Annotated in this window: 14 protein-coding genes; 12 read left to right on the forward strand and 2 right to left on the reverse strand. The window is 67.8% G+C overall.

What is annotated here, in order from left to right:
- Positions 1–18 precede the first annotated feature (18 nt).
- The 10 genes from ACK4SC_RS06525 to ilvC all read left to right on the forward strand — a co-directional run bounded on the left by ACK4SC_RS06525 (position 19) and on the right by ilvC (position 11,566).
- Positions 19–2,940, forward strand: coding sequence for a Na+/H+ antiporter subunit A (locus ACK4SC_RS06525; protein WP_409616233.1), 2,922 nt, complete (start codon positions 19–21; stop codon positions 2,938–2,940).
- Complete coding sequence (locus tag ACK4SC_RS06530; protein ID WP_409616236.1) at positions 2,937–3,389, forward strand: Na(+)/H(+) antiporter subunit C; 453 nt, start codon at positions 2,937–2,939, stop codon at positions 3,387–3,389. The genes ACK4SC_RS06525 and ACK4SC_RS06530 overlap by 4 nt, the downstream gene beginning before the upstream one ends.
- Entirely contained in the window at positions 3,389–4,999 is a 1,611-nt protein-coding gene (locus ACK4SC_RS06535) for a Na+/H+ antiporter subunit D (protein ID WP_409616343.1), read from the forward strand. The genes ACK4SC_RS06530 and ACK4SC_RS06535 overlap by 1 nt, the downstream gene beginning before the upstream one ends.
- Positions 4,996–5,580 carry a Na+/H+ antiporter subunit E gene (locus ACK4SC_RS06540; protein WP_409616238.1) on the forward strand — a complete coding sequence of 195 codons (585 nt, stop codon included), beginning with the start codon at positions 4,996–4,998 and terminating at the stop codon, positions 5,578–5,580. The genes ACK4SC_RS06535 and ACK4SC_RS06540 overlap by 4 nt, the downstream gene beginning before the upstream one ends.
- The gene (locus ACK4SC_RS06545) at positions 5,580–5,894 is read left to right on the forward strand and encodes a monovalent cation/H+ antiporter complex subunit F (protein ID WP_409616241.1); all 315 of its coding nucleotides are present in this window, start codon (positions 5,580–5,582) and stop codon (positions 5,892–5,894) included. The genes ACK4SC_RS06540 and ACK4SC_RS06545 overlap by 1 nt, the downstream gene beginning before the upstream one ends.
- Positions 5,891–6,388, forward strand: coding sequence for a monovalent cation/H(+) antiporter subunit G (gene mnhG / locus ACK4SC_RS06550; protein WP_409616244.1), 498 nt, complete (start codon positions 5,891–5,893; stop codon positions 6,386–6,388). Before ACK4SC_RS06545 ends, mnhG begins: the two co-directional genes overlap by 4 nt.
- Positions 6,389–6,397: 9 nt before the next feature.
- Entirely contained in the window at positions 6,398–8,092 is a 1,695-nt protein-coding gene (gene ilvD, locus ACK4SC_RS06555; RefSeq protein ID WP_409616247.1) for a dihydroxy-acid dehydratase, read from the forward strand.
- Positions 8,093–8,143: 51 nt separating this feature from the next.
- Positions 8,144–9,952, forward strand: coding sequence for an acetolactate synthase large subunit (locus ACK4SC_RS06560; RefSeq protein ID WP_409616250.1), 1,809 nt, complete (start codon positions 8,144–8,146; stop codon positions 9,950–9,952).
- A 5-nt stretch (positions 9,953–9,957) separates the two neighbouring features.
- Positions 9,958–10,467 (forward strand): acetolactate synthase small subunit, encoded by a 510-nt coding sequence (ilvN, locus tag ACK4SC_RS06565; protein WP_409616253.1) that lies wholly within the window; start codon positions 9,958–9,960, stop codon positions 10,465–10,467.
- A 73-nt stretch (positions 10,468–10,540) separates the two neighbouring features.
- Entirely contained in the window at positions 10,541–11,566 is a 1,026-nt protein-coding gene (ilvC, locus tag ACK4SC_RS06570; protein WP_409616255.1) for a ketol-acid reductoisomerase, read from the forward strand.
- Positions 11,567–11,598: 32 nt separating this feature from the next.
- Here ilvC and ACK4SC_RS06575 read toward each other — a convergent pair whose 3' ends face one another.
- The gene (locus tag ACK4SC_RS06575) at positions 11,599–12,366 is read right to left on the reverse strand and encodes a DUF1353 domain-containing protein (RefSeq protein WP_409616258.1); all 768 of its coding nucleotides are present in this window, start codon (positions 12,364–12,366) and stop codon (positions 11,599–11,601) included.
- A 69-nt stretch (positions 12,367–12,435) separates the two neighbouring features.
- Here ACK4SC_RS06575 and ACK4SC_RS06580 point away from each other — a divergent pair, with 69 nt between their 5' ends.
- Entirely contained in the window at positions 12,436–12,885 is a 450-nt protein-coding gene (locus ACK4SC_RS06580; protein WP_409616261.1) for a hypothetical protein, read from the forward strand.
- The gene (locus tag ACK4SC_RS06585) at positions 12,882–13,253 is read left to right on the forward strand and encodes a hypothetical protein (protein WP_409616264.1); all 372 of its coding nucleotides are present in this window, start codon (positions 12,882–12,884) and stop codon (positions 13,251–13,253) included. Before ACK4SC_RS06580 ends, ACK4SC_RS06585 begins: the two co-directional genes overlap by 4 nt.
- 18 nt (positions 13,254–13,271) lie before the next feature.
- On the opposite strand, the gene ACK4SC_RS06590 is transcribed toward ACK4SC_RS06585, so the two are convergent.
- Complete coding sequence (locus ACK4SC_RS06590) at positions 13,272–13,652, reverse strand: hypothetical protein (RefSeq protein WP_409616267.1); 381 nt, start codon at positions 13,650–13,652, stop codon at positions 13,272–13,274.
- Positions 13,653–13,733 lie beyond the last annotated feature (81 nt).

Genomic DNA, 13,733 nt, shown 5'->3' on the forward strand with positions numbered 1-13,733 from the left:
AAGCACTCAGGAGGATGCATGATCGTCGTCCTCCTGACGCTCGCGCTCAGCCCCATCGCCATCGCATACCTGGCGCGGCATATCGGGTCGCGGGTCTTCTTCCTCGCGTCCGCGGTCGCCCTTGCCGCGTTCATCCACGCCCTCACTCTCTCGCCGGCCGTGCTCGCTGGCGGCGATGCCGTGCCGGTCGAGCGGGTGCCCTGGATTCCCCAGCTGCAGTTGACGCTCGATCTACGCATGGACCCGCTGTCGTGGCTGCTGACGCTTATCGTGACGGGAATCGGGGCGCTGGTGCTGCTGTACTGCGCCAGCTACTTTCGGCGCAATGACCCCACGGTGGGCCGATTCGCCGCCGTGCTGCTCGCCTTCGTGGGTGCGATGTACGGCCTCGTTGTCGCCGACGACGTCTACCTCTTGTTCGTGATGTGGGAGGCCACGAGCGTCTTCTCATACCTCCTGATCGGTCACTACACGGGTCGACGGGCCAGCCGTGGTGCCGCGCTCGAGGCCCTCATCGTCACGACCTTCGGCGGGCTCATCATGCTGGTCGGACTCGTTCTGCTGGCCGTGCAGGCGGGGTCCTCGAGCATCCCCGTGATCCTCGCCACCACCCCGTCTGGTGCCCTGACGACCACCGCCGTCTTCCTGGTGCTGGCCGGCGCCCTGTCGAAGTCGGCGATCTTCCCTCTGCACTTCTGGTTGCCAGGAGCCATGGCGGCGCCGACGCCCGTGAGCGCGTACCTGCACGCCGCCGCCATGGTGAAGGCCGGCGTGTTCCTCATCGCGCGGCTCGCACCGGCCTTCGCCGAGGTGCCGGGCTGGCGCATCGTGCTCGTCAGTCTCGGACTCGCGACGATGCTGCTGGGGGGCTGGGCAGCGCTGCGTCAGACTGACCTCAAGTTGCTGCTCGCCTACGGCACGGTCAGTCAGCTCGGCCTGCTCGTCGTCATCACCGGGTACGGAACGCGCGACACGGCGCTTGGAGCCGCTGCGCTCCTGCTCGGGCACGCCCTGTTCAAGTCGAGCCTGTTCCTCGTGGTCGGCATCATCGACCGAGCGACAAAGACCCGAGATCTCCGCGAACTGTCGGGGCTCGGGCGACGACTGCCCTGGCTCGCAACGGTCGCGACCATTTCGGCGGCATCGATGGCCGGGATCCCGCCGCTGTTTGGCTTCGTTGCCAAGGAGGCAACTGTGCACGGGCTGCTCGGCGCGGCCGGCACGGGTGATCTGCTCGCCCTCATCGCCGTTGTCGGTGTCGTCGCTGGCTCGGCGCTGACGGTCGCCTATTCGGCGCGATTCATCTGGGGCGCCTTCGCCCGCAAAGCCGACGTCGATGACAGTGCCGTGCCCGTGCGCTCCATTCCGTTCGCCACCGTCGCTCCCACCGTGCTCGCCTCCGTCTCGCTCGCACTCGGTCCGCTCGCCGGGCTCGCCTACGTCGCCCTCCGCGAGGTGGCCGCGCCGTACCCGCGGGTGGGGGGCGAGTACGAGTACACGCTCGCCCTCTGGCACGGCTTTGGCGCCGACCTCTACCTCACCATCGTCTCCGTGGTGATCGGCACGGGGCTGTTCCTGTCCCGCCCGCTCATCGCGCGCATCCAGGGTCGCCTCCGCAGCCCGATCGACGCCTCCGAAACCTACTGGCGCTCGATGGGCGGCATCGACCGCATCGCGAACCGGGTGACGACGCTGACCCAGCGAGGCTCGCTCCCGTTCTACCTGGCGGTGATTCTCTCCGTTTTCGTCGGAAGCACGGTCGCCGCCCTGTTCGCCGCGCGCACCTGGCCGACCGAGTTCCGCTGGTGGGACACGCCAGCGCAGGTCGCGGTTGGCGTCGTCATGATCGGCGCGGCGATTGCGGCCACACGCGCCGAAAAGCGCTTCGCGGCCCTCATCGTCGTCGGGGTCACCGGCTTCGGGATGACCGCTCTCTTCGCCATGGGTGGCGCACCCGACCTCGCCATCACCCAGGCACTCGTCGAAATCGTCACGCTGATCGCCTTCGTCCTCGTCTTGCGCCGACTGCCGGCCCGGCTGGGCGATCGGCACGGCAGTAGCCACAAGGTGCTGCGGGCAATCATCGGCATCTCCGTCGGCGCGGTCATGGCCGTTGTGGCACTGGTCGCGGCGGCGAGCCGCACCGACGACCCCGTCTCGGTGGCCTGGCCCGCGCTGGCCACCGTGATCGGCCACGGCGCGAACGTCGTCAACGTGGCCCTCGTCGACCTGCGCGCGTGGGACACCATGGGCGAACTCGCCGTCGTGATCGCGGCCGCCACGGGCGTCGCGAGCCTGCTGTTCTTGCGGGGTCGCACCGACGTGCTTCCGCGCGTTCCCCGCGGGCAACTCGAGCGCACGGTCCGCGATCGACTCGAGGGCGGCAGCGATGCCCCGCAGCGCAGTGCCTGGATTCTGGCGGGCCTCACGCTTGATCCGCGCAACCGCTCGATTTTGCTCGAGGTCGTGGTTCGGCTGATCTTCCACGCGGTCATCGTGCTGTCGATCTACCTGCTCTTCGCCGGCCACAACCTGCCGGGCGGAGGTTTCGCGGGCGGCCTCGTCGCGGGGCTCGCGCTCGTCGCGCGGTACCTCGCTGGCGGGCGCTACGAGCTCGGTGCCGCCGCCCCGTTCAGCGCCGGCGCCCTCCTCGGGTCGGGCATCCTGATCGCCACCGTGTCGGCGCTCGCCCCGCTGTTCTTCGGCGCCGACGTCATGACGACGACGTACGTCGAGGGCGAACTGTGGTTGCTCGGCGAGGTCGAGTTCGTCACCTCGACGATCTTCGACATCGGTGTGTACCTCGTCGTCGTCGGTCTCGTCCTCGACGTGCTGCGAAGCCTCGGCGCTGAAGTCGATCGTCAGGGCAGTCGCGGGGGCCTCACCGCGGGCGGCGATGTGACGACCGCGTCGCTGCCGCAGATCGGCGGTGGCCGGTGAGTCTTTCGTTGACCCTGGTGATCGTGATGGCGGCGCTGTTCGCCTGCGGCATCTACCTGATGCTCGAGCGCAGCCTCACCCGCGTCGTGCTCGGGTTTTTGCTCGTGGGCAACGCCGTCAACCTGTTGATCATCATCATGGCGGGCCCGCAGGGTCTCGCTCCCATCGTCGACGATCCGGCAGCCGACCCCGGTCAGTACACCGACCCGCTGCCGCAGGCGCTGCTGCTCACGGCCATCGTGATCACCTTCGGTGTGTCGGCCTTCATGTTGGCGCTGATCTACCGCAGCTGGCGCCTGGCCAATGCCGATGACGTCGACGACGACGCCGACGACGTCGCACTGCGGGCGGGCCTCGAGACCGTCCCGCTCGAGGAGACCTCGCCCGACGACTCAACGACGGAGTTCCCCGTGCCCGGTGAGCGCGCGACGGGTCAGGAGGCGCCGTGATCGACCTCTTGCCCACCCTCACGCCGCTTGTGGTGCTCATTCCTCTCATCGCGGCCGGGCTGACCCTCGTCGTTGGCCGGCGCGCCCGCGCGCAGCGGCTCATCGCCCTCGCCGCTCTCGTCGGCGTGCTCGCGGTCGGCGTCGCGCTGTTGCTCGGTGTCGACGGCACGGGCACCGTCGTCGTCGAGGTCGGAGGGTGGCAGGCGCCCTTTGGCATCGTGCTGGTCGTCGACCGGCTGAGCGCCCTGATGGTGGTCGTGTCGACCATCGTGCTGCTCGCGGTGCTCGTGTTCTCGATCGGCCAGGGTCTCGCCGACGGCGACGACGAGACTCCCGTGTCGATCTATTACCCCACCTACCTGATCTTGACGGCCGGCGTCATGATCGCGTTCATCGCCGGCGACCTGTTCAACCTGTATGTCGGGTTCGAGGTTCTGCTTGTCGCCAGCTACGTGCTGATCACGCTCGGCGGCACCGAGTCGCGCATTCGCGCGGGGGTCACGTACGTCGTCGTGAGCCTCGTGTCATCGACGCTGTTTCTCGCCGCGATCGCGATGGTCTACGGGGCGCTTGGCACGGTCAATCTCGCGCAGATCGCGATTCGCATCGTCGACATTCCGCTCGACACTCAAATCGTGCTGCACGTCATGTTGCTCGTCGCCTTCGGCATCAAGGCGGCCGTGTTTCCGCTGTCGTTCTGGCTGCCCGACAGCTACCCGAGTGCGCCGGCGCCGGTGACCGCGGCCTTTGCGGGTCTGCTCACGAAGATTGGCGTGTACGCGATCATCCGAGTCGAGACGGTGATCTTCCCCGGGCCAGACCTCAACCCCGCGCTCATGGTGCTGGCCCTGCTGACGATGGTGGTCGGCGCGCTCGGTGCCGTGGCGCAGGCCGATATCAAGCGAGTGCTCTCGTTCACCCTCGTGAGCCACATCGGCTACATGATCTTGGGGGTCGCTCTCGGAACCCCGGCGGGTACCGCCGCGGCCGTGTACTACATCGCGCACCACATCATCGTGCAAACGACGCTGTTCCTCGCCGCCGGCCTCATCGAGCGCGAGGCCGGATCGACGTCGATCAGCCGCATCGGAGGCTTGCTCGCGAGCGCGCCGCTGGTGGCCCTGCTGTTCTTCGTGCCGGCCCTGAACCTGGGCGGAATCCCTCCGTTCTCCGGGTTCATCGGCAAGCTCGCGCTCTTCCAAGCCACCGCCGAGCAGGGCGACGCCCTCGCCTATGTGCTGATCGGTGCCGGGGCCTTCGTGTCGTTGTTGACGCTCTACGCCCTCGTGCGCATCTGGAACCTCGCCTTCTGGCGCGGCGCCGACGAGGTCGAGCGCGGGTCGTCTCGTCTGCTCAAGCACGTCAATGAGGCCCCGCTCAGCACCGCCACGATCTCGGAGGCGCGAACGACGCCGTTCCTCATGACGGCGTCGACGACCGCGATGGTCGCGGTGAGCGTCGCGCTCACCGTGTTCGCGGGACCCCTGTACGGCGTAGCTGAGCGTGCGGGCGAGAACCTCGACGGGCCCGACCGGTACATCCTCAGCGTGTTCCCGTCGGGGGCAGAGCCCTCGGTAACCGACGTGATCGAGGAGGTGCTCGAGAAATGACCGACCGCGATTCCGTGCCCTCTCCGGCGTCTGCCCCGGAGCCGCCCGCCGAGCCGAAGAGTCCCATCACGCTCCTGCAGCTCTCGCCGCTGCTCATCGCGCTGGTCGCTTTCTGGATGCTGCTGTGGGGCTCGGTCACGCCGCTCACCATCATCACGGGCATCGTCCTTGCCGTCATCGTCACCCGGGTGCTCTACCTGCCGCGGGTCATCCTTGCCCCGCGCTTCAACCCGTTCTGGTTCCTCGTGTTCCTCGGGGTCTTCTTCGGCCAGTTGGTGGCCGCCTCCTTCCAGGTCGCGTTCCAGGCCGTCTTCGCCCGCCGCATCCAACGAAACGCCATCATCAAGGTGCAGCTGCGCACCCGGTCGGACTTCATCCTGACCGGCACATCCATCGCCATCTCGCTCGTGCCGGGTTCGGTCATCCTCGAGGTCGACCGCGAGCACGCGATCCTCTACGTCCACGTGCTCGGAGCCGACAGCGCTGACGACATTGCGCGCGCCAAGTCGAACATTCTCGCGACCGAGCGGCGACTGCTGCGCGCGCTCGGCTCGCGAGACGAGTGGGAGGCGGTGCGCTGATGGAACTGGCCACGACCGTCCTGCTCTGGATCGCCGGGGCGATGCTGTCGGCGACCGCGATCATCTGCCTGTGGCGCGTGGTGGTCGGGCCGAGCATCCTCGACCGCATGATCGCCTCGGACGTCATCTTGACGACCCTGGTTCTCGTGGTGGGTGCTGAGATGGCCATCAACGGTCACACGCGCACCGTGCCGCTCATGGTGATCCTCGCGGCGACCGCCATCTTCGGCACCGTGGCGGTGAGCCGATTCGTCACGCGGCCCGCCGCGCCCTCCGAGGCGCCGGGCGTCACCGGGGCGGAGGAGCGGGCATGATCGACCTCCTCGTGACCGGAGCGGTGAGCACGGCCGACGCCGAGCCGCTCGACCGCGTGCTCGACCTCATCACCGCGCTGCTGCTCGTGCTCGGCGCGTTTCTGTCGCTGGCCGCCGCGATCGGTCTCTTGCGCTTTCCTGACGCCCTCGCGCGCTTGCACGCCGCCACGAAGCCGCAGATTCTCGGACTCATCTCGGTCGTGCTTGCGATCGCGGTGACGGCGCGAAGCTGGCAGGCGTTGCTGCTGCTGATCCCGGTCGTCGTGCTGCAGATGTTGACGGCGCCGATCGCCGCCCACATGGTGGGGCGCGCGGGGTACCGAACCAGCACGTTCGACCCGGCGACGCTCATCGACGATGCGCTCGCTCCCGACCTCGCGGCGGCTCAGCGCGCCTTCCCCGAACCGGCTCCCGAACTGGGCGGTCGGCGCCTGCCGTCTGACGACGATCAGGCCCGATCACGGCGGGACGATGAGGGGCGCGGCTCACTCTAGAATCGGCCTATGACTGAGATCGACCGCAAGCCCCGTTCCCGCGTTGTTACCGATGGAATCGAGGCCATGACGGCGCGCGGCATGCTCCGCGCCGTGGGTATGGGTGACGACGACTGGGACAAGCCTCAGGTCGGTATCGCCAGTTCATGGAATGAGATCACGCCCTGCAATCTCTCGCTTGGGCGCCTCGCGCAGGCCGCCAAAGAGGGTGTGCATGCGGGAGGTGGGTATCCGCTGCAGTTCGGGACAGTCAGTGTCTCCGATGGCATCTCGATGGGGCACGAAGGTATGCACTTCTCGCTCGTGAGTCGCGAGGTCATCGCCGATAGCGTCGAGACGGTCATGCAGGCCGAAAGGCTTGACGGTTCAGTTCTTCTTGCGGGGTGTGACAAGTCGATCCCGGGAATGCTGATGGCCGCCGCTCGGCTCGACCTCGCAAGCGTTTTTCTGTACGCCGGTTCCATCGCCCCTGGCTGGGTGAAGCTGAGTGACGGTACAGAAAAGGAAATCACCATCATTGACAGCTTCGAGGCGGTTGGCGCCGTCCAGGCGGGCACTATGTCGCTGGAAGATGCTCATCGAATCGAGTGCTCGTTCGCGCCCGGCGAAGGAACCTGCGGCGGCATGTATACCGCGAACACGATGGCGAGCGTTGCGGAAGCGCTGGGCATGAGTTTGCCGGGCTCGGCGAGCCCCGCGTCAGCTGATCGTCGGCGGGATGTCTTCGCTCATCGATCGGGAGAAGCGGTCGTCGGAATGCTTGAGCGGGGTCACACAGCCCGCGACATTCTCACGATGGAAGCGTTCGAGAACGCGATTGCTGTGGGTATGGCGCTCGGCGGCTCGACCAACATCGTTCTGCACCTTCTGGCCATCGCGAATGAGGCGGAAGTTCCTCTGACGCTCGCTGACTTCAACCGAATCGGCGACAAGGTCCCCCACATTGCCGACGTGAAGCCGTTCGGAAACTACTTGATGAACGATGTCGATCGACAGGGTGGTCTTCCTGTTCTCATGAAGGCGCTCCTCGATGAGGGTTTGCTTCACGGGGACGCGTTGACGGTGACGGGCAAGACCATGCGCGAGAACCTTGAAGCGCTCAATCCCGCGCCCCTTGACGGCAAGGTGCTGCGTTCGCTTGACAATCCCTTCCACCAGACAGGCGGCATCACAATCCTGCACGGATCGTTGGCGCCGGAGGGGGCGGTCGTCAAGACCGCTGGGTTTGATTCGGTGGTCTTTGAGGGGCCAGCTCGCGTGTTCGAGCGTGAGCGTGCCGCGATGGATGCTCTCGCTGCCGGCCAGATCAACAAGGGCGACATCATCGTCATTCGCTACGAAGGGCCGAAGGGCGGTCCCGGTATGCGCGAGATGCTGGCGATCACGGCTCGCATCAAGGGCGCGGGGCTCGGAAAAGATGTACTACTCTTGACCGACGGTCGATTCTCAGGCGGCACAACCGGACTGTGCATCGGCCACGTAGCTCCCGAAGCAGTAGACGCTGGTCCTATTGCTTTCGTGCGCGATGGTGATCTCATCCGGGTCGATATCGCTGCTCGCTCCCTCGACCTACTGGTCGACGAAGCCGAGCTGGAGGCGCGCCGCACCGACTGGGCGCCCCTGCCACCGCGTTATACCCGTGGGGTCCTTGCCAAGTACTCCAAACTGGTGCGCTCCGCCTCTCAGGGCGCCGTGACGGGATAACTGCGGGCCGTACATCGCCCGATCGCCAACCTGTCAGGGAAGCTGATATCCATGCCAACGGAATCGACCCCCGTGCCGACTCCTGCACCTCCCGCGCGCCCGGCATCCACCGAGCCCCCGCTGCTGACCGGATCGGGTGCGATCCTTGCCAGCCTCGAGAAGCTCGGTGTGACCGACGTGTTCGGCCTGCCCGGCGGCGCCATCATGCCGTTCTATGACGAGCTGATGGCGTCAACCTCGATTCGTCACATCCTCGTGCGCCACGAGCAGGGCGCCGGCCACGCGGCCGAGGGCTACGCCGCCGCGAGCGGCAAGCTCGGCGTCTGCATCGCCACGTCCGGCCCCGGCGCCACGAACCTCGTCACCGCGATCGCGGATGCGCACATGGACTCGGTGCCGCTGCTCGCGATCACCGGCCAGGTCTTCTCGACCTCGATGGGAACCGACGCCTTCCAAGAGGTCGACATCACCGGCATCACGATGCCGATCACGAAGCACTCGTTCCTCGTGACCGACCCCGCCGACGTCCCGGGCGTCCTCGCCGCCGCCGTGCACATCGCCACCAGCGGCCGGCCCGGCCCGGTGCTCGTCGACATCACGAAGGACGCGCAGCAGAAGACCGCGCCGTTCATCTGGCCGCCGAAGATCGAGCTGCCCGGATACCGCCCGGTGACGAAGGCGCACGGCAAGCAGATTCAGGCCGCCGCCCAGTTGCTGGTCGAGAGCCGTAAGCCGGTGCTCTACGTCGGTGGCGGCGTCGTGCGCGCCGGCGCCCACCGCGAACTGCTGGCCTTTGCGGAGGCCACGGGCGCGCCGGTCGTGACGACCCTCATGGCTCGCGGGGCGTTCCCCGATTCGCACGCGCACCACCTCGGCATGCCCGGCATGCATGGAACGGTTCCCGCTGTTCTCGGGCTGCAAGAGGCCGACCTGCTGGTGGCCATCGGCGCCCGCTTCGACGACCGTGTGACGGGCAAGGTGAGCGAGTTCGCGCCGCACGCGAAGATCGTCCACATCGACATCGACCCGGCAGAGATCGGCAAGATTCGAGCCGCCGACGTGCCGATCGTGGGCGACGCTCGCGAGGTGCTTGCCGACCTGCTCCCGGCCTTCCAGAAGGCCGCGGCCGACGCGGCGCCCGACTACTCCGACTGGTGGAAGCGTCTCTCGACGCTCAAGCAGCAGTACCCGCTCGGCTACACCGAGCCCGACGACGGGCTGCTGTCGCCGCAGTGGATCATCGAGAAGATCGGCGAGCTGTCTGGCCCCGAAGCGGTCTACGCCGCGGGCGTCGGCCAGCACCAGATGTGGGCCGCGCAGTTCATCAAGTACGAGCGCCCCGGCGCGTGGCTGAACTCGGGGGGTGCCGGCACGATGGGCTACGCCGTGCCCGCCGCGATGGGCGCAAAAATCGCCGAGCCCGAGCGTCTGGTCTGGGCCATCGACGGCGACGGGTGCTTTCAGATGACGAACCAAGAGCTCGCGACCTGCACGATCAACGACATCCCCATCAAGGTGGCCGTGATCAACAACTCGTCGCTCGGCATGGTGCGGCAGTGGCAGACGCTGTTTTACGACGGCCGGCACTCGTTCACCGACCTCAATACGGGCCACGACACCGTCATGGTTCCCGACTTCGTGAAGATGGCCGACGCCTACGGCGCCTTGGGCATCCGCGTGACGAAGAAGGAGGAGGTCGAGCCGGCGATCAAGCTCGCGATGGAGACCAACGACCGACCGGTCGTCATCGACTTCATCGTCAGTCGCGATGCCATGGTGTGGCCGATGGTGCCGCAGGGTGTGGGCAACTCGTCGGTGCAGTACGCCCGCGATCACGCCCCCGAGTGGGACAGGGAGTAACCGACATGACTTATCACGTGCTCTCCCTGCTCGTCGAAGACAAGCCCGGCCTGTTGACCCGCGTCGCGGGCCTGTTCGCCCGCCGCGGCTTCAACATCCGCTCGCTCGCGGTCGGCACGACCGAGATCGAAGGGCTCTCGCGCATCACCGTCGTGGTCGAGGTCGAGGGCCTGCCGCTCGAGCAGATCACGAAGCAGCTGAACAAGCTCATCAACGTTCTGAAGATCGTCGAGCTTGACCCCAGCCAGTCGGTGCAGCGCGAGCACATGCTCATCAAGGTGCGCGTCGACAACGCCACCCGCTCGCAGATTCTCGAGGCCGCGAACCTGTTCCGCGCCCGCGTCGTCGACGTCGCCACCGACGCCCTCGTCATTGAGGTCACCGGAGACACCCAGAAGGTCGAGGCGCTCTTGCGCGTTCTCGAGCCGTACGGCATCAAGGAGATCGCCCAGTCGGGCCTTCTCGCGATCGGCCGCGGCGGCAAGAGCATCAGCGAGCGCGTTCTCAAGAACTGAACCGGATGCGCGGGGCCAGCCCCGAACATCCGCCCGATTCCGCACAGAAAATCCCAAAGGAGAAGATCCCCGCATGACTTCCGTCATCACCGACAAGGACGCCGATCTGTCGATCATCCAGAGCAAGAAGGTCGCGATCGTCGGCTACGGCTCGCAGGGTCACGCCCACGCGCAGAACCTGCGCGACTCGGGCGTCGAGGTCGTCATCGCCCTCAAGGAGGGCTCAAAGTCGCAGCCGAAGGCCGAGAACGACGGCTTCCGCGTGCTGAGCGTCGCCGACGCCGCCGAGTGGGCCGACCTCATCATGATCCTCGCGCCCGACCAGCACCAGCGCGCGATCTTCGCCGACTCGATCAAGGACAAGCTGACCGAGGGCAAGACGCTCGCCTTCGCCCACGGCTTCAACATTCGCTTCGGCTACATCGAGGCGCCCGAGGGCGTCGACGTGATCCTCGTCGCCCCGAAGGCCCCCGGCCACACCGTGCGTCGCGAGTTCGTCGCCGGCCGCGGTATCCCCGACATCGTCGCCGTCGAGCGCGACGCCTCGGGCACCGCGTGGGACACCGCCCTGTCGTACGCCAAGGCCATCGGTGGCACCCGCGCCGGCGTCATCAAGACCACCTTCACCGAGGAGACCGAGACCGACCTGTTCGGTGAGCAGGCCGTGCTCTGCGGCGGAACCTCGCAGCTCGTCCAGTACGGCTTTGAGGTGCTGACCGAGGCCGGCTACCAGCCCGAGATCGCCTACTTCGAGGTGCTGCACGAGCTGAAGCTCATAGTCGACCTCATGTGGGAGGGCGGCATCGCCAAGCAGCGCTGGAGCGTCAGCGACACCGCCGAGTACGGCGACTACGTCTCGGGCCCGCGCGTCATCGACGCCCACGTCAAGGAGAACATGAAGGCCGTGCTCGCCGACATCCAGTCGGGCGCGTTCGCCAAGCGCTTCATCGACGACCAGGATGCCGGCGCTGTCGAGTTCCAGCAGCTGCGCGAGAAGGCCGCCCAGCACCCCATCGAGGAGACCGGTCGCGGCCTGCGCGCCCTGTTCGCCTGGAAGCAGCAGGACGCCGACTACACCGAGGGCTCGGCCGCTCGCTGATCCGCTCGTTTCCCCGTCGGCCCGTCTCGCGCTCAGCGCGGGGCGGGCCGTTCGCGTTGGTACTCGTCGCGCCACGCCGGGTTCGGTTCGGCGGAAGGACGCGGACCACGCCGCCCTGTGACGAGCCAGACCACCAGCGCGATCGCGTTCTCGACGTGCGCCGCCGCATAGGCGCCAAGCACGAGCGGCAGGTACAGCGCGCCGAGGTAGCTGGCGGCGGTGACGAGCGTGATGTCCCGCCGCCACAGCGGCGCGAGCGCCGCGGGCGCGACGGCGACGAGCATCCACCAGGGTGAGAGCAGAACCGCGAAAGGCACCATCGCCACGAGCGTGAGTGCCCCAAGCGCGACCTGGGCGATGAGGGCTCGGCCGCGAGCTCCGCCGTGGCGCCACCAGCTCTCGAGCCCCACGGCCGCCCACATGGTGCGGGCGCGCAAAAGGTGAACGCCCTCGTCGATCAACGCGAGCCGGAACCGCTCGTCAGCCGCGCGCCGCCGCGCCAGCCGTTCGTGTGGGGGCGCCGCCATCGCCGCGGCCACCTCGGCGTCGTGCATGACAGCCGGCAGGGTCTGCGGCCCGTAGTTCGCGATCAGTCCCCACAGAAACGGTGGAACGGACGCGAAGTCGGTGCTGTTGCCGGGGTCAGGCGGCAACGTGACGTCGTGTGCGGGGATGCGCGTGATCGCTCCCGTCGCTGGCTCGCGGTAGCGAAACGGCTCCACAACCTGGAAATCGCGGCCGCGCCGATACAGCAGCGAGAGCCGGTCGAGTGGTCGCCCGTCGAGCGTCTCGAATGGCATGCGCGACTCCTTCGGTTGGGGCACGTCGACCCTAGGCGCTCGCTCGGATACGGCGGCTAGGGTTATCCCATGGCGCGCCCCGACGACCCGGATGACGACGCTGCCCTTCGCTGGGACGACGTCGACGACGCCAGTTACGACCTGGGCCCGGCCCCCGGCGGCGAGGCGGAGGCAGCCCCCGCCGAGTCGGGCGAGGCGACCGCCAGTGCGGGCGGTGCCGCGGGGAAGCGCGGTCGCAGCGCGCTGCTCGCCGCCACGAGCGTGTTCGGCGGCATCTATCTCATGTACGCGGTCGGCTGGATCATCGGCGTCGCGCAACTCCCGCTGTCGGGTACCGACCTCTTGCAGGAGGTCACGTACCAGTTCGCCGAATTCCTTGCCATCATCGCCGCACCCATGTGGTTTGTGGCGAGCGTCGTGCTGTCGCGCGGGCGAGGTGCCGTGCACCGGCTCGGGTGGCTCGCCCTCGGCACGCTGGTATTGGTGCCGTGGCCGTTCCTGCTGGGGGTGGTCCGATGAGCGACATCGACGCGGAGCCGACGGCGCGCGAACCGGACGCGGCGCGGTTTGGGGCTGCGCGCATCCTGCTCGTGGTCGTCTTCGGGGTGATCGCCGCGTGGTTCCTCTACGACGGCATCGGCAGCCTCGTGAACCTGCCGCAGTTGTTCGGGCAACTCGGCATCGCTGCAGAGACCCCGTGGGCCGCGCTCTGGCTCGGAGCGGTGCAGGCCCCCGTCATCTTCACGGCCGCGGCGCTCGCCGCCCGCCGGCTGCCGGTCGGGCGCTATGCGCTCGTGCTCATCGCCACCCTCGGGGTGATCGCGGCGCTCCGACTCAGCCTGATCGCGGTCGCGACCGGTGTGATCACGGTCTTCCCGGCCAGTTGAGCGGCTTCCGACCCGCCCCTACGGCGTGAGCCCCACCCACAGCACGAGAGCGATCAGCGCAAGCTGCATGAGCAGCCGGGGCCAGAACGGCACGGCGAACACACCGAACTTCTCGCGCTTACCCGCCGCGTAGGCGTTCGCCGGGAAGACGCACACGAGGAACACCGCGAGCGCGATGCCGGCCGCCGCGCGCGTGGGCTCCCACAGCAGCCCCAGCCCGCCCGCGATCTCGGCGACGCCCGTCACCCACACCCAGCCGATCGCTGAGAACGGGCGCCCGTGGAAGACCGCGGGAACCATCGCCGCCATGCCGCGAACGACGGGCGGGATGAAGTGGGTCACCCCGATCGCGATGAAAACGATCGCCGTGATCCAGCGGGCAAGATCAACGGGCGTCATGGAGGCCATTCTGCCTGCGATACCCTGGGAGCACCGGTCGCCCCCGATGGTGTGCGGCGACGACGTCACCCCTGTCGCGCT

Source organism: Microcella sp., assembly GCF_046293215.1.
In the GTDB taxonomy this organism is placed as follows: domain Bacteria; phylum Actinomycetota; class Actinomycetes; order Actinomycetales; family Microbacteriaceae; genus Microcella.